The following is a 20,530-nucleotide window of genomic DNA, read 5'->3' on the forward strand; positions in this document are numbered from 1 at the left end:
CTGCGATTTCATTTCTTTGGCTAACATATTATTCTATCTGCGATTATCGCGCTTAGCGGCTCTCCTACCCAACATACTTATTTGAATCCTTGAGTGTACAATTGGCCGCTTTAGCTTTAGCCGTACTGAGCTGCGGGGCAATTGTTTGTTTCTGATATCGGCTAACTGATATATCATGCGCCACCTAAAATTGCCCTTGTTACCTATTCGCTACTATGTCTTCCAACGCGCTCTATACCGATTTATCCGGCTATTACGATTTAATGTGTTCTGATATTAACTACCAGCAACAGAGTGCGAGCATCCATCGTCTGCATCAGTTCCTTGGCAATAACGGTAAACAACATCTTGATTTAGCTTGTGGTACGGGTCCGCATGTGCGGCATTTTATCGATCTTGGTTATCAATGCAGTGGCCTTGATATCAATCAGCCGATGCTCGACATGGCCATGCGCCGTTGTCCCGAAGCCCAGTTTAACCTGCAAGATATGACAGCTTTTTATTTAGAAGAGCGCGTCGACTTGATCACCTGTTTTTTATATTCCATCCATTACAGTGCTTGTATCGAACGACTTAAAAGTTGTATCGCCAGTGTGCACAGTGCGCTCAATGACGGCGGACTGTTTTGTTTTAACACGGTCGATAAACACAGAATTGATAACACGGCCTCGGTTAAGCATTTTGCCGAGTTTGATGGTAGCCATTTCGCCTTCGAGTCCGGTTGGCATTACAGTGGTCAAGGCGAGAAACAATCATTAAAGTTGAGTATTGCCAAAAGCAGTCTGCCGTTTACTGAGGTGTCAGCTTCGGCTTTACCAGTCTCTGACATGAAAGATTTAGGCTCGCTGGAAGAGGGGTTACAGGCTGCAGGTTTGCAGGAGGTTGGCTTACAAGAACTACACAGCATTGAGCAATGGCAAGATCAACATGCCATGGTCGCGACTAGCTTCACAGAACTGCAGGAACTGTTAGCCCCCTATTTTGAAGTACATGTTTTCGAACATGATTATGAAAGAATCGTCCCGTGGGATTTAGCATCCGGCAACGCGCTGTTTGTCTGCGTGAAGATTTGACCTTCTGTTGAAGGTTCGGCAACTCAAAGTCGTGGGGCTAAGCCCCACAGATTTTTAATCAAGATCTGACCAAAAGGAAAAAGCGTTTACTCCCTTAATTTCCCCCAGCCACACCCCATCTTTTTTAATAAAGCGTCGCAATGCCTCTTCGCAACGTCGAAGGGCGATTCATTGGGTTTAAGTAAGGTTTGTTAGCCCTTAAAAACAAAATGAGTCTTGGGTGCTCTGTCTTTTCAATTCTCTTTTCATACTTTTGTGATGATGGCTGGCGGCTGATTTCGTGCTTCAATGTACGGTAAAGCGAACGCTATTATTGATGGAATGACTGGCAGTATGGAGAGTTGATATGAAGCAACTAGCAGAAAACCTGTGGATTTTTGATGGTGAAGCCGTACCATTTTTTACCTTGCCCTATACCACACGGATGACAGTGATCCGTTTGAATAATGGTACTTTGTGGGTACATAGCCCAATCAAACTCACCTCTGAACTTCAGGCACTGGTCGAAGCGTTAGGCGAAGTTCGTTATCTTATTGCGCCTAACCACTTGCACCACCTATTTTTAAAGGACTGGCAGCAACGTTATCCGCAGGCCCAAAGCTTTGGCACTGCGGAAGTTCAAACAAAGCGGCCAGATCTCCATTTTGACGGGCTGTTCACCGCTCAATTTCATGCCATGTGGGCGACTGATATTGACCAAATATTATTTACGGGCTCTCATTTCATGCAGGAATGTGTGTTCCTTCATAAAGCATCGCGTACTTTGATTGTGACGGATCTTATCGAGAACTTTTCACCCGAATCTTTTAATGCCTTACAGCGATTATTGGCTCGCGGAGCGGGAATACTCGCTCCAAACGGTAAAATGCCCTTAGATTGGCGCTTAAGTTTTATGTTTGCTAAGACACAAGCGCGCAGTCATATTGATAAAATATTAGCTTGGGAGCCAAAAGCCATCATCATGGCCCATGGTCTTATTATCGAGAATGATGCAACGGCATTTTTGGAAAAATCATTTTCTTGGGTAAATAGGTAAGGATAATATTATTATTTTTCCCCAATATCATTTTAGCGTTTAAACCGCTATACATTATCAGCGAATAAAAGGCGGACACTTTATAGTTGAATTCGGGAGTTAACTATCTGCAATATTATTTAAAATTAACCAGTGCGACATGAATGATGACTAATTTATGAGAGGTAGTAGGTTGATAGGATGTAGCGGGTTTGTGAGTTTATTCCTTATCTATGAAATAGTTACAATGCAATAGGCAATAAATACATTCGCCAGAGTGAGTGCAACTTACAGCTATTAATATATAAGTGATTTTAGCTGTTATTTTTGACTGTTTTTCTTCATTTTAAATTATCTTGGTTAAGGTATAGCATTGATAGTAATGTTTTTTATTAACTTTCTTAAATCTATTTAGCTTGAGTTCGGTAAGTCTGGCATTACTTTTGTAATGTACTTAGCGTATTTAAATAATTAACTAGGAGTACATTATGAAAAATACCATTCTTACTTTGGCCGCCATTATTTCTTTAGCCTCTGTTAGTGTTTACTCTCATGCGGAGAACATGAAAAATAATGATGTCGCAGAAAATGGCATTTATGTTGGTGCTAACTATGGTTATTTAAAAGTTGATGGTAAAGATGACTTCGATGACAATAGCGATGTTATTCAAGGGCTTGTTGGTTATCGCTTTAACCAATATTTAGCCATCGAAGGCGGATACGTTAACTTCGGTGATTATGGTAATAGCTTATCTAATGCAGAAACAGATGGTTATACCGCTGCGCTAAAAGTCTCTTATCCCATTGTTGATCGCGTTGAGTTGTACGCTAAAGGTGGGCAACTATGGTATTCCACTGATTATGATGTGTTAGGTTTTTCTGGAAATAAAGATGATGAAGGTGTGTTCGCCGGTGCCGGTGTCGCATTTAAAGTCACAGATCGATTCTTAATTAATGCCGAGTACACTTGGTATGATGCAGGAATTACCGTTGAGAATGTTAGCAACGGTGCAGATACTGATACAGACTTTAAACAAGCCAGTTTAGGTGTTGAATATCGATTCTAATTATTCATTTTTGATATTTATAATTTAAGTATTAATCATCTAGGTGTGACACGCTAAGTGTCACACCTTTTTTATATGATTAATATGTCCCTCATAGTTTTTTAAGCAAAGTCAAAATCAAGGTCGTGGGGCTTCACCCCACACCCGACCAAGAGGGGATCAACAGCAATTCCCTCTTAGATCTCCCTTGCCGCTCCCTAACGGAGTTGAAAGCCCCTTGGGCATTAAGCGTTCTTATGCTATCGCGTCAGACGCTCGTCCCTGATTCGACTGACGCTATCTCGGCATCTGATAGGCAGGATGCCTGAATGTCGTGAAGTGCATGGATGCACGAGAACGACCATGCCTCGATCACGCAACGAACGCTAATGCCCTGCGGCAACTCCGAGGGGAGGTGAACTTCTGTTACCGCGGTGTTGGCCGCAATCCCAAGATCGTTATGCATGTCCCATCTTTGTTGTCATTGCGGCCTTACGGACGAGGTGAATCAAAGTCGTGGGGCTTCACCCCACACCCGACCAAAAGGGGAAAAGCGCCTGTTCCCCTTTTGGAAATCCCCCGGCGTCCCTAGCGAAGTTATATGCATTAGTTAGTGGCTTCGTGCTTATTCGAAAATAGCTAACGCTTCCGATGGAGCGTCCCTTCCCCCCGAAAGCTACGCAGACGTCCTGTCTGCGTCACGCGATTTTCTTCAACGCCCTTCAGCAACTTCGCAGGGGAAGGTGAACTTCTGTGATCTCGGTGTTTGCTGTTAATCCCTAAAGGGTTACGCCTGTCCCGTCTTTCGTGATAGAAAGCTGATAAGTTATTTTGTATACAGATAGTTAACCATGCGAGTATTAATTGGTCTAACGAGGTAAACGAGTCAGCACACTAAAATCGTTAATTTTTGAGGTTATATGTCATCATTAATTTTTTATACAGACAGTACACAAGCGTTAGTAGCTACAGATACTTTGGCTGTAGATTTCCTAGGTCAGCCATTTGCGTTTGTATCTAAAGCTGGTTATATCCCTAATTTGAGAACTATTATTGCAGGGACAGGTGCTGGAGGGTTTGCTAATAGATGGCTACTTGATGTTAGCACTAGAATGATTGTTAAAGGAATCAGAAATCTTGACTTTCATACACCAAATGCTCTTCGAAAGTTATGGTGTGAGTATAAAGCCGAGTATTCGTTTCCAGATGATTTCACTACAACAGTGTATCAATTTGGTGTCTGTGAAGAGAGCGCCCAAATTGTGTCATATGCATATCGTTCTACAAGTAATTTTGAATCTGAACTGCTGCAATATGGCACAGGGGTTAAACCTGAATGTAACATTCTAAATGGAAATTTGATTGAGCTAGTTCCTCAGATGATGAATGAACAGCGTGAAATTCAGAACACCAAGCAAGAAAATGAACGTGTTTATATTGGTGGTGAAATTTTTGCCTATCATCTAACACCCTCTGGATGTAACTGCTTCACTCTTGGAGAGTTTGACAATTTTAAAGAACAACAAACACAAATTTTCGATAACTACTAAAAAATCGAAAAAACTTACATAGTTTTCTTTTTTCTTGGAGTTATGCGGATGTGGAAATTCGTTGGTGAGATTCAATATGAGTGTTCAATTTGTTCATCTTATGGAGAAATACCGATAGATGAGTTTGACTGTGAGTGTCTCGGTGGTAGTGAGCGGTCCATGGGTGATGAGGAGATTTACGAGTTATCCTGTGCTTTTTGCTGTGATGATTGCTCAAGCCCGATCTGCTTAGCTTTCGAAGTTTCTGAGTATCCTGTTGGTCTTATTAATTTCATAATTGACAAATGTGTTGGTGCAGCTGCTTTAAATGAACCAGATATCGAATATATTCGTGAAATTTATTCTGCAAGAGACATCTTCGAGCTTTATGAATCTGTATCAGAATTAGTTTTAGCTTTAAAAGCTGAACCTGATTTGCTAACTGACCTAGAGCCTCGTCAGTTCGAAGAAGTAACCGCAGAAATTTTCCGAAATAAAGGTTTTGAAGTAGAACTGACAAAGCGTACAAGAGACGGCGGCAAAGATGTAATTGCGTTCCATAAAGATAAACTCGGTATACGAACAAAATATATCATCGAATGTAAGCATTATTCTGATACCAATAAAGTTGGAGTAGATATTGTCAGAGCATTGTATGGTGTCAAAAACTCTCGTTCTGGCGGTAATGTAGGGATCATCGTAACCACATCTACGTTTACATCAGAAGCAAGGAAATTCATTGAGAATGAGGCAACAACAAATTTAGATTTAACTTTGGCAGACAAAGAGCAGTTACTTGAGTGGTTAAAGGGTTATGGAAAAAACTAACAATAGTGAATTTAACGAGCCACCCATTGTTAAATTTTCTAAAAGTGATGTTTGGTATCACTCTGTTTGCTTTGCATTACTCGCAAGCAACACCAAAGCCTCTGAATTACACCTTCCCCTGCGAAGTTGCCGCGGGGCGTTGGAATAAATTGCGTGAGTCCAGCCATGGATGGCTGGCTAGCTTCCGCAGGTGCAGGGACGCATCCTTCGGAAGCGATAGCGATTTATCCATAAGACCAAGGCTAGTATCTAATGCATGTAACTTCGCTAGGGGCGTCTTGGAGAATCCAAGGAGGATAGGACGAGCAGTCCTCCTTGGTCGGGTGTGGGGTGAAGCCCCACGACTTTGACTTTGATTTTTCTCAGATTTGCATTTCAGAATTGAGTTAAATTGACTCATACAAATAAATCCAAACTCAAGTTTAAAAAACAAAAAGGCGCCGAAGCGCCTTTTCTACTCTTGGGGAAAGGGAAAACGCCCCATCCCACAATGATTTGATTACACAATCAAATCATACTCATCTTTGAGTATCTTAATGATATCTGCCTTTGGATTCGCAGGCAGCGGGATTGGAGCACCAGTCACTTTCTCGGCAACGCCAGTGTAAGTACTTGACACTTGCATCATGGCCTCAAGTGGCAGGTCATTATCGCGGGCTAGGGCTTCACGCTCTGGCATTCTGTCTTTGTTAAGCAGCACATCAGGGTCTGGGAAATGATTCAGCAGGAACTGGCGGAAACCTTCTTTAGAGTTTTCCAAAATCTTGCCATCGCGGTAGGCGGCGCCGTCCCAAATACGTGATGAGTCTGGGGTGCCGACTTCATCCATATAAATCAGTTTTGAGTTGCCATCTTTGTCAGTCACATAACCGAACTCAAACTTAGTGTCGACAAACACTTGGTCAAGTTTTGCCAGCGCGGCAGAAATCACTTTAAAGCCATCTTTTAACAGCTTCTCGTACAGGTCGATATCTTCTAACTTTTCAAAGCCAAAGGCTTGGTAGTTGGCTTCGATATCGCTGCGGCTGATGTTCACGTCATCTTGGGCTGGCACGCCTGGGATGCCGGTTAAAATGCCTTTAGTCGATGGGGTGATTAACAGCTCAGGGAGCTTTTGATCTTTTTCTAAGCCTTCTGGCAGTGTGATGCCACAGAATACTCGCTCGCCTTTTGAGTAAGCGCGCCACATTGAGCCGGTGATGTACTGGCGACAAATGGCTTCGACTTTAATAGGGCGAGCTTTTTGGACTATCCATACGAACGGGTGCGGGATATCCAAAATATGGCTGTCGGCTAGGCCGTTTTCGGCGAACAGTTTAAACCAATGGTTAGAAATCGCGTTTAATGCCGCGCCTTTACCGGGAATGCCTTTGAGGCCACCTTCACCGTGGAAGATACAGTCGAATGCTGAGATACGGTCGCTGATCACCATGATGGCGAGCGGAGTATCTTCGGGGACGTTATAACCTTTAGTGGTAATTAAACGGCGGCTGTCGGCGTCGGTTAGCCAGTAAACGCTGCGAACCTTGCCGCTGTGGACTGGGCTGTCGGTGCGGATAGGCAAATCGTTATTGATGGCAAGTACGGAATCAGCAAGACTCATGACGAGTATTCCTTAGGATAGAGAGTGTAGGGATAAGGTTTTTATAAGTGTCGGTTTGCAGATGGACTATGGCGTTAGCAACAGCCAGATTCATTGCAACCGCTTTATTATTCGCGCGTGGCTTAGGACGTAAAGCGTTCGGCCAGTTTACGGGATTTGATGTTAAATCTTGAACAGCAAAAGGGGTATTTTCGGGCGGTGTTTGAATAGTGTCAGCTGGAGATAATGCAAGGGATGGAACAAACGCAGGGCAAGGTTGGCACCACAGTGAAAGTGGTCTGTTAAAGCGGGCTTGGCCCGTGCCATTTTGCTCGAAAATGCTAACCATTAATCCGAGAGAACCTTGTGCTAGACTGCCGCGAAAAAGTGGCGACATTTTACCTTTATTGACAAAATTTGCCACGGCTATTTGCATTGTTCTTTGCTGATGTGCGAGCTTATGACACAGTTGCACCCCACAAGACCATCAAGCTAAATATCCAATGGAGGGAATATGAGCACAAGTCATCCACATCTAGATAGCGACAGAGAATTGATATTAGAGCGGATTATCGACGCGCCGACGGAAAAACTGTTCCGTGCGTGGACCGATCCAGAACTCCTCAAAATTTGGTTTACGCCAAGGCCGTGGACTGTGGCTAGCGCGAGCTTAGATGTGCGTGCCGGTGGTTCAAATGTGATCGTGATGAGCAGCCCTGAGGGACAGGATTTCCCGAATCGCGGCGTGTATCTCGAGGTGGTTGAGAATGAGCGAATCGTATTTACCGATGCCTTTACCGAGGCTTGGGTGCCGTCCGATAAAGCTTTTATGACGGCAACCATCACCTTTGAACCTGTGGACGGTAAAACCAAGTACACTGCGCGGGTGCAGCATTGGAATAGCGAAGATAGGCAGAATCATGAGGATATGGGGTTTCATCAGGGTTGGTCTAAGGCGACCGATCAGCTTGAGGAACTCGTCGCGAACATTTAGCCGGTGAGTCTCAAGCCTCGTATCAGTGAGTAAACAATAAGCAGTACCTAGCCCAATTGCCCTGCATTATCATATTGTTGGGGATTGGGCAGGATTAGAGGTGTTATGTCGTCACAGAAAGAAGTGCCAGTGCTTAAACAATCAGTGCTTGCGCCATCGCAACTGGCGCAAAGAGCGGTTTTGCAGGGCAATAGTTTTTTATCAAAACAGTTTAATGGCTTGTCGGAATTAGCCCAAGAGCTACAGGGCATAGAGTTTGAGGATTGCTGCTTTCAAGACTGTCATTTTAGCGAGAGCGTTTTTCGTAAATGTAAGTTTATCGATTGTCGCTTTGTACGCTGCAACTTGAGCTTAGTGAAAGTGCCCCAGTGCCAGTTCAGCGGGGTCGAGTTTGAAGAGTGTAAGTTAGTCGGTATCGATTGGACCCGCGCCGCATGGTCGCGTTTATCCTTTGCCGCGCCCTTTTCCTTTAAGCAATGCATCCTAAATGACTGCTCATTTTTAGGCTTGTCCCTCGATGAAATCATCATCGAAGAGTGCAAGGCCCACGATGTCGATTTTCGCGAGGGCAGTTTCAACCAAGCCAATTTCACCTACACGGATTTTAGCCATAGTCTGTTTGGCCGAACTCAATTATTGGAGGCGGATTTCAGCGAGGCCTCCAATTACGATATCGACATTTTTAACAATAAAATCAAAGGCGCTAAGTTTAGCCGCGACGAAGCGATTCGCCTGCTCAACTGCCTCGATATAGAGTTAATGGATTGATGCGATTGTAATCAGTTTGCGCCCGCTAGTGCGATGTTCTTATCCTGCTCGGGTAATCGCAATTGACTGAAATGTCAGTTTTCTTCTAAGCCGCCAGTGTCCAAGCTGGCGGCTTTTTTCTGTCTTCTCCGTCGATGTAAAGCCTGTTCCCAACAAGCCTATTGATCTTATTCACGTATTTCAGCGTCAGTCTTAGGTTTTAGTTGCGATAGATCACACCGAGCTTCCCCATGTGGTTTACCACAATATCCGCCTACCTCTTTCGGGATAACAATCTTTGTGGATGAGCAGTGTATTCAGCGGATGCTGGTATTTTGAAGATATAGCGGCGCTGTTTTAATGCTTTTATAACTAAAAAAGTAATCAAATCAGTGAGCAAACCTCTGCTCGATGGCGCCACAAATGGCGACTGACGGGTGGGATGAGCGTGATGGAGGTAACCATGATTGAGCTTAATAGGCGAACCTTTTTAAAGGGAGCGGGAGCGAGTAGCGCCACGTGTGCGTTAGCCAGTCTGCTGCCGGGCAGCTTAGCGGCATTAGAGAATAAGCAGCTAAAGGGCATGGGCAAGGAAATTGCCAGTATTTGCGAAATGTGTTCAACCCGTTGCCCGATTTCGGCGCGGGTGATTGAGGGCAAAAACGTCTTCATTAGTGGCAACAAGGCCGCTAAGTCCTTTGGCGGTAAAGTGTGTGCCCGAGGCGGCGCAGGCCATAGCTTACTGTACGATCCACAGCGTATCGTTAAACCGTTAAAGCGGGTTGGCGAGCGTGGCGAAGGCAAATGGGCCGAGATCAGTTGGGATGAGGCTTATCAACTTATCGCCGAAAATCTAAATAAAATCAAAAAAGAACATGGCCCAGAGGCAGTGGCATTCTCGTCTAAATCGGGCTCACAAGAAAAGCATTTGTTTCACCTCGCGACCGCCTTTGGTAGTCCAAATACTTTTACCCACGCGTCGACTTGCCCTGGTGGTTATGAAATTGCCGCTAAGGCCATCTTTGGCACTAAGGTCAAACGAGATTTAAGTAACTCTAAATACATCATTAACTTCGGCCATAACCTGTATGAAGGCATCAATATGTCCGAAACCCGCGGCATGATGGCGGCGCAAATGGACAAAGGTGCCAAGCTGGTGGTGTTCGAGCCAAGATTCTCCGTCGTGGCCGATAAAGCCGATGAATGGTACGCCATTCGCCCCGGTACCGACGTGGCCGTCGCCTTGGCGTTATGCCATGTATTGATTGAAGATAATCTTTACGACAAGGCATTCGTCGCGCGCTATGTGGAAGGCTTCGAAGCCTTTGCCGCCGAAGTGAAAGCTTATACCCCTGAATGGGCCGAAACCATTTCCGATGTACCTGCCAAAGACATTCGCCGCATCGCCCACGAATATGCCGCTAAAGCGCCCCATGCCGTGGTCGATTTTGGTCACAGAGCCACCTTTACCACCGAAGAGTTTGAGATGCGCCGCGCCCTGTACGCCGCCAACGTCTTGATTGGTAATATTGAGCGTAAGGGCGGGATTTATATCGGCCTGAAACCCGGTGATTACAACAAGCTTGCCGGTGAAGCAGTTGCGCCCGTATTGGCAAAACCTGGCGTGAAAGACATGCCAAAACCAGCAGCGAAACGAATCGATCAAGTGGAAGAACAGTACGCCATGATGTGGACATCGGGCGGCGTCTACCAAACCATTCTCGATGCTACCTTAAGCGCTGTGCCTTACCAGTTACACGGCTGGGTGATGTCACGCACTAACCCAATGCAAACCATGACAGACAGAGCACGCGTAGTTGAAGCCATGAAAAAGCTCGACTTTATCGCCGTGTGTGATGTGTATATCAGCGAAACTGCCGCCTATGCGGACGTGATTTTACCTGAGTCCACTTATCTTGAACGTGATGAAGAAATTGCTGACAAATCCGGTAAAAATCCCGCCTATTATGTGCGCCAACGTGTGGTTGAAACCTTAGGTGATACTAAGCCTTCTTGGCAGATCTTTAAGGATGTGGGTGTGGCTATGGGCCTTGGCGAGTTCTATCCATGGGAAAACATGGAAACCCTGCAAATGCTGCAGGTGAACCGCGACACTGACCTGCTGCGCCGTATCAAAGACGAAGGTTTTGTGAATTTTGGTAAACCAATTATGTTGTGCGAGCCTAAGATGGTTGCCGAGTTTATTAAGGCATACCCCAATGCGCGACCTGCCGATGACGACGGCACTTTCGCCAGTGCACTCACCTTTAAAACCCCGAGTGGCAAGATTGAACTCACCTCCGCCAAAGTGGAAGCCATGGCACCGGGCCGTGGGGTGATCAAGTTCCGCGAAGTGCATCTTAAAAAAGCAGATGAGCTGTACTTTATCCAAGGCAAAGTGGCGGTGCACACCAATGGCGCCACCCACAATGTGCCTATGCTCGCTAACCTGATGTCGGATAACGCTGTGTGGGTTCACCCCGTCACAGCGGGCAAGTTAGGGATCAGCAATGGCGACCCAATCCGCCTCACCAGCAGTGTTGGCACAGAAGAAGGCCATGCCTTAGTCACGCCGGGCATTCGCCAAGATACTGTATTTGCTTACATGGGCTTTGGTTCTAAAAACAAAGAGTTGGTCAGAGCAACAGGCAAAGGTATCCACTGCGGTAACTTACTGCCGCACGTGACTGCTCCTGTGTGTGGCATGACTGTGCACACCACGGGCGTCACGCTGGCAAAGCGCTAATCGGAGGCTTAAATGAATAAACGATATGTAATGGTGCACGACGAGAATAAGTGCATCGGCTGCCAAGCTTGTAACGTGGCGTGTCGCAGTGAAAATGGCGTACCCGAAGGCGTTACTCGTCTGCAAGTGCGTGTGGAAGGCCCCTTTGGTGAGATGCCCAATCTGCACTTCAAATACCACAGGGTATCTTGCCAGCAATGTGAAGATGCGCCCTGCGTTAAGGTCTGCCCAACGGGCGCAGCCTATGTGGGTGAAGACGGCATTATCTCTATCCATACCGAGAAGTGTGTCGGCTGTATGTACTGTGTGGCAGCGTGCCCTTATAAAGTGCGCTTTATGAACCCAGAAACCAAGGCGGCGGATAAGTGTAACTTCTGTAAAGACAGTCGTTTAGCGCGGGGCGAAGAGCCAGCGTGTGTGACTGTGTGTCCAACCGATGCCTTAGTGTTTGGCGATGCTAATGACCCGCAGAGTGACGTGGCCATCATGCTCAACACTAAAATCACATACCAAGATAAAACCCATTTAGGCACTAAACCTAGGGTATATCGCGTTCCTACCAAAAGAGGGGGGATTTGATTATGAACAATACTTGGGGCGACATGGCGCAATATGATCCTGTCACTTGGCACTGGGTCATCGCCGTTTACCTGTTTATGGCGGGGTTATCCGCGGGCAGTTTATTGATTGGCATTGGTTTACGTTGGGCGAATAAGGAACTCAGCGCCGGAGCCGAAAGCAGCATTCTTAAGGCGGCCGCCATTATTGGGCCTGTGGCAATTAGTTTAGGTCTAGCTTGCCTAGTGTTTGATCTAACCAAACCATTCCACTTCTGGCTGATCTTAATTCACTATAACTTCCAGTCTGTAATGGCCATTGGGGTGCTGGCGCTGCTGGCGTATTCTCCCTTAGCCTTTGTGTACGCCATTATTGTGCTGCGGGATGACTTACCAAAATGGGGTTTGGGTTTCCTAGCGCCTATCGCTACGTTACTTATGCCATTTCGAAAGCTGATTGAAGTATTGTTGTTTGTCCTCGCCATTGGCGTAGGGGCTTACACTGGCTTCTTAATTTCGGCGATGAATGCTTACCCTATGCTCAACACTGCGGTACTGCCTGCGCTGTTTTTAGTGTCGGGTTTATCGGCGGGCGCTGCGGCAAACGCGGTACTGGCACTCTTGCTGTTTAAGACTGACAGCCACGATAAAACTTTAGTCAAGATGCACGGTTTAGAGTTACCTGTGATGGCGATTGAAATCTTGTTCCTGTTCATGTTGTTCTGCGCCTTGTACTTCAAGGGCGGCGCGGCGGCTGCGGCCTTAGCGTCGTTAACCTCTGGGCTATGGGCAAGCGTGTTCTGGATAGGGGTTGTCGGTATCGGCTTTGGTATTCCATTGCTGTTTATGCTGCTACCAGCCGCGACTCGCCACACTAAGGGCGCAATGATCATGGTGGCTTGTGCGAGCTTAACGGGCGTACTCGCCTTAAGACACTTTATTGTGTACGCAGGGCAAAGCTATTTAAGCTGAGTGTAAGCTGGCTTTAAATATTGATATGTCTCGTCCTAAGATAGGTTGACAGTTTTTAGGCCAGCTCCAGTAGCTGGCCTTTTCTATTGTGCACCTGATTAGGGGTTGCCATATTCAAACTCAGATGCGGTCTCATATCGTTGTATATTGCTATCGATTCTCTAACAAGTATCTTCAGCTCCGCAAATGTCCTGCATCGGTGCAGTAAAAACTCCTGCTTCAGTATGCCATTCACTCTTTCTGCTAATGCATTTTGGTAGCAATCATAACCATCCGTCATTGACGGCTGGATTTGGCTCGCCTGAAGCGCATTCTGATAAACTGCTGAGCAGTATTGTAAGCCTCTGTCGGAGTGATGCACTGCGTTGCCGATATAGCGTTTATCTTTTATGGCCATTTTTAACGCTTTCACCACACTCTCGGCTTTCATGTCTTTACTCACGTGATGACCGACTATCTTACGAGAACTGGCATCGGTGACCAGTGACAGGTAGTGCACACCTTGGTCTGACTCAAGATAGGTGATATCGCTGACCAGTACATGCCCTGCATCATGCAGTCCTTCCTCTTTCAGCAGATTAGGATGCTTCTTCATCCAGTGTTTGCTGTACGTGGTTTTTGTGTAGCTTTTCTTCGGTTTAACCAGTAAACCTTCACTTCTCAAATAGGTAAAGAACCCATCTCGCCCGAGTTTAATATCGTGCTCAACCAGCTTGGATTTTATCAGCGTGTAGAGCTTACGGGCCCCTAACCTTGGCATATATTTACGCCAGTACTGAACCCAGTCTTTGATGACCGATAGCTCAGCTCTACGACTTTCCATTCGCGCAACTGCCTGATAAATACCTTGCCTCGACATACCCGCAGCACGACATGCGGCTGCGAGGTTTATTTCTCCGTTGCCTTTTGCTTGCCAGACGTACCGGATAAGTACTTTTTTCTGAGGCCTGCTCCATATTCATTGTCCATGATATCAACCATGCCATTGAGGATTTTGTTACGCAGTTTCTCTTCTGCTAACTCACGTTCAAGGCGCTTGATCGTTTCGGCAGGGGTTTCTTTTGACTTAGGCATAAGGGGATGCTGAAAAGGTTTCGACCAATCGAGTCTACCATGTTTTCTAAGCCAAACGAGTACCGTTGAACGGCCTTGAATGCCAAAACGGGCTTGGGCTTGTTTGTACGTCATTTCGCCTTTTTCGACACGCTCTACAACGCCTAATTTAAAGGCTAAGGTGTAATCTCGTTGTGTGCGCTTACGGCTTGAGTTAATTGATGTTGTCATAAAGAAGTCCTCTTTATGTCAACGTATTTCAGGACGGGACAATAGATAAAGAAAAAGCACTGGTAATGTCAGTGCTTTTTTATTGTTTGAATCTTGAGAAGGTTTGCCAATACAAGCAGGACGCTTATTGGGGTAATAACTCGATAACCGACTTCACCGTTAGCACTAAGGCGCTGATACTGCAGAGGACTAATGTCGCCATTTTAGTTTTATCTTTATCGACACTGCCCACTAATCGCCCCGCGACTAAATACCCTAAAAGCACTGAAGGTAGCAACATCAACGACAGCCACAGGTGCTTTAATTCTAATAAGCCAGTGATCGCCAGAATGACCATAGCTATGGTGGAGCTAAAAATGAAGAAGGCCGACAGGGCGGCGCGAAACTGCGAAGCGTCTTTGCCTGACAATAGAATCGCCATCGGCGGGCCACCAATTGCGGCGATATTGCCGAAGATCCCTGAAACCACACCCGCACCGAAGAGGGTTTTCTTATTCACTGGCAGGCTGAATTTATACAGGCTGAGGATCACTGCGACAGTCACAATGGCGGCGATGGATAACCCGAGTATGGGCTGAGGCGCAAACAGCAACAGACTCGCGCCGATAAAACCACCGGGCACGCGACCTAGGAGTGCATATTGCAAGCCATTGAATTCTAAATGACCACGCTCACGCACTAAGGTCAGCAGGGCGATGGAGAAACCCATAGCAATAACAGGCGCAGGTACGAGCTGCGGATCGACGATATAAAGCAAAGGACTGGCGACAACCGCTAGGCCAAACCCAATCAGGCTCTGGGTTAAGGCGCCAAGAAACACAATCAGTGAGGCCAAGGCGAGAGTCTGTGGATCTATCATAGAAAACATAGGATTCCATATAAACAAAAAGGGATCGTTAACGATCCCTATTGATGAGCACTGTGATGTAACTTTGCCAGCGACAAGTCGCTATTCCATGTCTTCCCACTCGATCCCCATCTCGTCCATCAGCAACTTGGCTTCGGCGGGAATGCTGTCTGGGCTATCTTTTGACAGATCTTCATCGTTAGGCAATGGCTGGCCAGTGTAGGCGTGCAAAAATGCCTCACACAACAGCTCGCTGTTGGTGGCGTGACGCAAATTATTGACCTGACGACGAGTTCGTTCGTCCGTAAGGACCTTAAGCACTTTGAGCGGAATAGACACAGTAATTTTTTTTACTTGTTCATTCTTCTTGCCATGTTCAGCATAGGGGCTGATGTATTCCCCATTCCATTCAGTCATTGACTCACCTGTTATAACGCTAAATTCGGGGCAGATTTTAAACCCTTACAAAGAACAGTCAAATTATTGCTACTATTTCTTTGTGATTGCAAACAGATTTCTTTATGTTCAGACGTCTAAACGTCTTAACGCCTATTGACGATGGCGTTGGGCTTAGGTACATTTAGACGTCCAGACATCTCTATCAGTCTACCGAATTTAGGAGTCCACCCATGGCAGAGCGTCAATTAGCCACACTGGCAGTGCGTCAGGGTATCGAAAGCGATACTCAATATGGTGCAGTTGTGCCACCGATTTATTTGTCGACTAATTACGCCTTCGATGGTCATAAAAATCCTCGCGAATTCGATTACAGTCGTTCAGGCAACCCAACACGCTGTATTTTAGGCGAAGCATTAGCGCAATTAGAAAAGGGCGCCACTGGCATAGTGACCTGCACTGGCATGGCGGCCATCACCTTAGTGACCACTTTGCTCGGCCCTGATGACCTGTTGGTTGTGCCCCACGATTGTTACGGCGGTTCTTACCGTTTATTTACTAACTTGGCGAAGAAAGGCCAGTTTAAGTTGATTGTGGTTGATCAAACCGACAGCCAAGCGTTAGCCGCCGCTATCGGGCAGAATCCTAAGATGGTGTGGCTCGAAACTCCATCTAACCCGCTATTGCGAGTGGTGGATATCGAAGCCATTGCCAAGGCGAGCCATGAGGTCGGCGCGCTGGTGGTGGTCGATAACACTTTTTTATCGCCGATATTGCAACAACCCCTATTGTTAGGCGCGGATATCGTTATCCACTCCACCACTAAATACATCAATGGCCACAGCGATGTGGTTGGCGGCGCTGTGGTTGCTAAAGATGCACAAATCGGCGAAAGCTTACATTGGTGGTCGAACACGTTAGGCTTAACGGGGTCGGCTTTTGATAGCTACTTAACCCTGCGCGGCCTACGTACCTTAGCGGTGCGAATTCGTGAACATCAAACCAATGCCCAGCGCATTGTTGAGGTATTGACGCAAAGCCCTGTGGTGAGCAAAGTTTATTACCCTGGTCTTGCGGATCACCCTGGTCATGCGATTGCAGCCAAGCAACAACAGGGCTTTGGCGCTATGCTGAGTTTTGAGCTCAAGGGCGGCGAGGCAGAAGTGGTGGCCTTTTTAGGTGCACTCAGCTTATTTAGTGTGGCGGAAAGTTTAGGTGGCGTTGAAAGTTTGGTGGCCGTGCCCGCAACTATGACCCACAGAGCCATGGAGCCGCAGGCGCGTTTTGAGGCAGGCATTAAGGACACCCTATTGCGTCTATCGGTGGGTATTGAAGATGCCGCCGATTTAGTTGCAGATATTCAAGCAGGATTAGCCGCCGTTGCGGCTTGTCAGTAGAGGAATAATAGATGGCACGTTGTCACTTACATAAATTTGGTGGCTCCAGTTTAGCGGATGCCGATTGTTATCGTCGAGTCGCCCATATCCTGTTAACCCACGGTCATAGCGATGACCTTGTGGTGGTCTCTGCGGCGGGTAAGAGCACGAATTTCCTGTATAAATTATTAGCGCTGCGTGATGCGGGTCAGTTGTGGCAAGAAGAATTACAAGTGCTGACCAGCTATCAACAGGGGTTGGTAGAGCAGTTATTGTCGAACGAACAAGCCCGCGATCTGCGCGAGCGTTTGGCGACAGATCAGGCGCAACTCATCAGTTTATTGTCCCTCGACGAACGTAACGAATACCAAGTTAACCATGTGGTGAGCTTTGGTGAACGTTGGTCGGCACGCCTGATGGCGGCGCTGCTGCGCGAATCTGGCGTGGCGGCAAGCCATGTGGATGCCTGTTCAATTTTAGTGGCCGATGAAGCCGCCGTGCCGCAAATTCGGGTGCAAGAATCCCGCGCTAAAGTACAAGCGCTATTGGCCGCCCACCCAAATGAACGCTTAGTGATCACAGGCTTTATCTGCGCTAACGAGCGCGGCGATACTTTATTACTTGGTCGTAATGGTTCAGATTTTAGCGCCAGCTTGATTGCCAGCCTTGCCGATATTGAGCGCGTGACCATTTGGACCGATGTGGAAGGGGTGTTCAACGCCGATCCTAATAAAATCAACGATGCAAAATTATTGAAAAGCATGTCACTTGCCGAAGCCGACCGCTTAGCGCGTTTAGGCTCGCCGGTATTGCATTCGCGCACTTTGCAGCCTCTGTTTAATACCGAAGTGAGTTTAGCGGTGCGCTCAAGTTATGCATCACACACCGACTTTACCTTGATTGCGCCCCACAGTTCGTCTGCGAGCGCGCCTGTGGTGACGAACCTCAATGCTGTCGTCTTGTTCGGCTTTAAGCTCACGGGTGAATTAACGAGCTTATTAGATTCGTTGATCGCCGCGGGTTTAACGCCATTGGCCCATTGGACGTCTGCCCATCAAAGGGTTGAGCTTGCCTATACCGCTGAAAATCAAAAACAAGTGCAAAGATTGCTCGACGCCGAGGCACAAGCATTAGGGATCAGCGAACAACAGATCAACACAGATCTCGGCCTAGTGGCGTTAGTCAGTGCCGATGCCGAACATTATCGCCGCAGTTTTGCTCGTTTATTAAGTCGTGATGCTAAACCTTTGTTTAGTGGTGACTTAAGTTTAGTGACGCTGGTGCCTCAGTCACAGGTGAATCTGTTAACCCAAAAGGTACACCGCCGCTGCGCTGGGCCGCGTAAACGCATTGGCGTCTTACTGCTCGGCGTGGGCAACATAGGTGAGGCTTGGGTCGATTTATTTAAGTCGGTGTCGCCATCACTGGATCATGAACTCGAAGCCAGCGTTGAGTTAGTCGGTTTAGTCAGTTCGAGTAAAGCCTTGATTAAATCCACAGGCATTAATCTTGCCGCGTGGCAGACTGAGTTTAATGCCGAGGCTACGCCTTGGCAGTACGAGCACTTGTTCGAGCAATTAGAACGGGTTAACTGCGATGAGCTGGTGGCCTTAGATATCAGTGCCAGCGCCAGTTTGACACTGCAATATCCAGAGCTATTCGAGCGTGGCATCCATGTGGTGAGCGCGAATAAACTCGCAGGCTCGGGCCCACTGCCTTTCTACCGTGAGTTAAAACAGCAACTGGGTAATCGTCGTTTATTTTGGCGCTATAACGCCAGCTGTGGCGCGGGTTTGCCTATCCAACATGCGTTAAATGATCTGCGTAACAGCGGTGATAGCGTTGAAGCCGTGGGCGGGATTTTCTCTGGCACCTTGTGTTGGTTGTTTGAGAAATACGATACCAGCAAGCCTTTCTCTGAATTAGTGATTGAAGCCAGAGGCTTAGGCATCACTGAACCCGATCCCCGCGACGATCTGTCCGGTCGTGATATGCAGCGTAAATTGCTCATTTTGGCCCGTGAAATTGGCCTTGAAATCGAGCTTGAAGATATTGAATTACGCTCATTAGTGCCAGCCGATTTGGCGGATATTCCCTTAGATCAGTTTCTCGCCCGCATTGCCGAGTTAGATGCCGATCTGCTGCAACAATACGGTGCGGCGGCGGAGCAAAATAAGGTGCTCAGATACGTGGCATCCTTAGATAACAGCGGCTCAGAGCTTAAAGCTGAAGTCGGTTTGCAGTGGATTGATGCCCATCATCCCTACGCTAATTTGACCCCAGGCGATAACGTGTTTGTGATCCGCAGCGTCTTCTATCAAGGCAATCCGTTGATCATCCGTGGACCGGGCGCTGGACGTGAAGTGACAGCGGCAGCGGTGCAGTCGGATCTGACGCAGATCTGTCGCGATCTCTTGCAAGAGTAGACTGAAATTCAGCAGCTTAAAGGACTCATTCGAGTCCTTTTTTATTGGCTAGAATAAATCTATCGAATTAACCGAGATTAAATGCGGTTTATGGACATTTTTTGGCTTGACTTACATCTCAGTTTCTCTAGTATATGGACATATAGACGTCCAAACGTCCATTTGAACTAATTCATACTAGCAAAGAGTAGCGCCAAGGGCGGTTGAGGAAATACACATGGCTTTTCATCACGCACAACATTCACAATCGCTGAACCAGAGCTTGTCTGAGCTTAATGGCGATATTAATGTTTCTTTTGAGTTTTTTCCGCCATCGACCCCCGAAATGGAACAGATCCTGTGGAACTCTATTCGTCGTTTAGAGCCGCTTAATCCTAAATTTGTGTCTGTGACCTATGGCGCTAACTCAGGTGTGCGCGACCGCACCCACGGCGTGATTGAGCGTATTCAACAGGAAACGGATCTTGTTGCCGCGCCGCACTTAACCTTAGTGGATGCTAGTGATGAAGAGCTATTAGAACTGGCTAAGCATTACTGGAAATCGGGCATTCGTGACATAGTGGCACTGCGGGGTGATTTACCTGCGGGCAGCCCCAAGCCCACTCGTTTTGCGGTGGATTTAGTACGTTTGCTGCGCTCAGTGGCCGACTTTGATATTTCCGTTGCAGCTTATCCAGAAGTGCATCCCGATGCGAGCAACGCACAGGCGGATTTGATCAACCTTAAGCGTAAGATTGATGCGGGCGCTAGCCGTGCCATTACCCAGTTTTTCTTCGATGTGGAATCTTACCTGCGTTTTCGTGACCGCTGCGTTGCCGCCGGTATCGACGTTGAAATCGTGCCAGGCATTTTGCCTGTGACTAACTTTACCCAGTTAAAACGTTTCGCGGGCATGACCAATGTGTCGTTACCGGGCTGGCTACACAAGCAATTCGATGGTTTAGAAAACGATGCCGGTACACGCCAATTGGTGGGCGCAAACGTGGCAATCGACATGGTAAAAGTCCTGTCCCGTGAAGGCGTGAAGGATTTCCACTTCTACACCTTAAACCGCGCCGAACTGACCTACGCCATTTGCCATACGTTAGGTGTGCGCCCTAAGTAAAACATCA

General features: G+C 47.0%; 18 protein-coding genes. 13 read left to right on the top strand and 5 right to left on the bottom strand.

The genetic code is table 11. The annotated features are described in order from the left end of the window. Positions 1-215: 215 nt before the first annotated feature. The 5 genes from OX890_RS04920 (at position 216) to OX890_RS04940 (ending at position 5,491) form a co-directional block, all read left to right on the top strand. The gene (locus OX890_RS04920; protein WP_107946465.1) at positions 216-1,073 is read left to right on the top strand and encodes a class I SAM-dependent DNA methyltransferase; all 858 of its coding nucleotides are present in this window, start codon (positions 216-218) and stop codon (positions 1,071-1,073) included. A 346-nt stretch (positions 1,074-1,419) separates the two neighbouring features. Beyond that, on the top strand, positions 1,420-2,109 hold the full coding sequence (locus OX890_RS04925; RefSeq protein WP_268650182.1) for a DUF4336 domain-containing protein: 690 nt from the start codon (positions 1,420-1,422) through the stop codon (positions 2,107-2,109). 467 nt (positions 2,110-2,576) lie between these two features. Next, a complete protein-coding gene (locus OX890_RS04930; RefSeq protein WP_012088141.1) occupies positions 2,577-3,155 on the top strand; it encodes a porin family protein in 579 nt (192 codons plus the stop codon). Between the two features lie 899 nt (positions 3,156-4,054). Continuing rightward, positions 4,055-4,684, top strand: coding sequence for a hypothetical protein (locus OX890_RS04935; protein ID WP_126491101.1), 630 nt, complete (start codon positions 4,055-4,057; stop codon positions 4,682-4,684). 48 nt (positions 4,685-4,732) lie between these two features. Continuing rightward, positions 4,733-5,491, top strand: a complete 759-nt coding sequence (locus OX890_RS04940) for a restriction endonuclease (RefSeq protein WP_172599548.1) — start codon at positions 4,733-4,735, stop codon at positions 5,489-5,491. Between the two features lie 499 nt (positions 5,492-5,990). Here the strand turns inward: OX890_RS04940 and OX890_RS04945 are convergent, their stop codons facing one another. Beyond that, complete coding sequence (locus tag OX890_RS04945; RefSeq protein WP_268650183.1) at positions 5,991-7,094, bottom strand: phosphoribosylaminoimidazolesuccinocarboxamide synthase; 1,104 nt, start codon at positions 7,092-7,094, stop codon at positions 5,991-5,993. Then, positions 7,081-7,509 carry a hypothetical protein gene (locus OX890_RS04950; protein ID WP_310473075.1) on the bottom strand — a complete coding sequence of 143 codons (429 nt, stop codon included), beginning with the start codon at positions 7,507-7,509 and terminating at the stop codon, positions 7,081-7,083. The genes OX890_RS04945 and OX890_RS04950 overlap by 14 nt, the downstream gene beginning before the upstream one ends. A gap of 78 nt (positions 7,510-7,587) precedes the next feature. On the opposite strand from OX890_RS04950, the gene OX890_RS04955 reads away from it, so the two are divergent. From OX890_RS04955 to nrfD, 5 genes are all read left to right on the top strand, one after another. After that, a complete protein-coding gene (locus OX890_RS04955) occupies positions 7,588-8,067 on the top strand; it encodes an SRPBCC family protein (RefSeq protein ID WP_268650185.1) in 480 nt (159 codons plus the stop codon). A gap of 105 nt (positions 8,068-8,172) precedes the next feature. Further along, positions 8,173-8,835 carry a pentapeptide repeat-containing protein gene (locus tag OX890_RS04960; protein ID WP_268650186.1) on the top strand — a complete coding sequence of 221 codons (663 nt, stop codon included), beginning with the start codon at positions 8,173-8,175 and terminating at the stop codon, positions 8,833-8,835. A 442-nt stretch (positions 8,836-9,277) separates the two neighbouring features. Then, a complete protein-coding gene (gene phsA, locus OX890_RS04965; protein WP_268650187.1) occupies positions 9,278-11,560 on the top strand; it encodes a thiosulfate reductase PhsA in 2,283 nt (760 codons plus the stop codon). Positions 11,561-11,572: 12 nt separating this feature from the next. Next, positions 11,573-12,139, top strand: a complete 567-nt coding sequence (locus OX890_RS04970; RefSeq protein ID WP_006087006.1) for a 4Fe-4S dicluster domain-containing protein — start codon at positions 11,573-11,575, stop codon at positions 12,137-12,139. A 2-nt stretch (positions 12,140-12,141) separates the two neighbouring features. After that, positions 12,142-13,089: an NrfD/PsrC family molybdoenzyme membrane anchor subunit gene (nrfD, locus tag OX890_RS04975; protein WP_268650188.1), complete on the top strand. Its 948-nt coding sequence runs from the start codon at positions 12,142-12,144 to the stop codon at positions 13,087-13,089. Between the two features lie 55 nt (positions 13,090-13,144). On the opposite strand, the gene OX890_RS04980 is transcribed toward nrfD, so the two are convergent. From OX890_RS04980 to metJ, 3 genes are all read right to left on the bottom strand, one after another. Then, positions 13,145-14,373, bottom strand: a protein-coding gene (locus tag OX890_RS04980; protein ID WP_268650189.1) for an IS3-like element ISShes2 family transposase whose coding sequence is annotated in 2 segments (ribosomal slippage) — positions 13,145-14,022 and positions 14,022-14,373 — 1,230 coding nt in all. Because the reading frame shifts where the segments join, the coding sequence is not laid out codon by codon here. A gap of 124 nt (positions 14,374-14,497) precedes the next feature. Continuing rightward, entirely contained in the window at positions 14,498-15,241 is a 744-nt protein-coding gene (locus OX890_RS04985) for a sulfite exporter TauE/SafE family protein (RefSeq protein WP_268650190.1), read from the bottom strand. An 81-nt stretch (positions 15,242-15,322) separates the two neighbouring features. Beyond that, the gene (metJ, locus tag OX890_RS04990) at positions 15,323-15,637 is read right to left on the bottom strand and encodes a met regulon transcriptional regulator MetJ (protein ID WP_006083215.1); all 315 of its coding nucleotides are present in this window, start codon (positions 15,635-15,637) and stop codon (positions 15,323-15,325) included. Positions 15,638-15,849: 212 nt separating this feature from the next. On the opposite strand from metJ, the gene metB reads away from it, so the two are divergent. From metB to metF, 3 genes are all read left to right on the top strand, one after another. Continuing rightward, positions 15,850-17,013 (top strand): cystathionine gamma-synthase, encoded by a 1,164-nt coding sequence (metB, locus tag OX890_RS04995; RefSeq protein WP_012196614.1) that lies wholly within the window; start codon positions 15,850-15,852, stop codon positions 17,011-17,013. An 11-nt stretch (positions 17,014-17,024) separates the two neighbouring features. Beyond that, positions 17,025-19,418, top strand: a complete 2,394-nt coding sequence (locus OX890_RS05000) for a bifunctional aspartate kinase/homoserine dehydrogenase II (protein ID WP_006087002.1) — start codon at positions 17,025-17,027, stop codon at positions 19,416-19,418. Between the two features lie 217 nt (positions 19,419-19,635). Next, complete coding sequence (gene metF / locus OX890_RS05005; protein WP_006083212.1) at positions 19,636-20,523, top strand: methylenetetrahydrofolate reductase; 888 nt, start codon at positions 19,636-19,638, stop codon at positions 20,521-20,523. Positions 20,524-20,530 lie beyond the last annotated feature (7 nt).

Source organism: Shewanella sp. DAU305, assembly GCF_026802235.1.
GTDB lineage: Bacteria > Pseudomonadota > Gammaproteobacteria > Enterobacterales > Shewanellaceae > Shewanella > Shewanella baltica.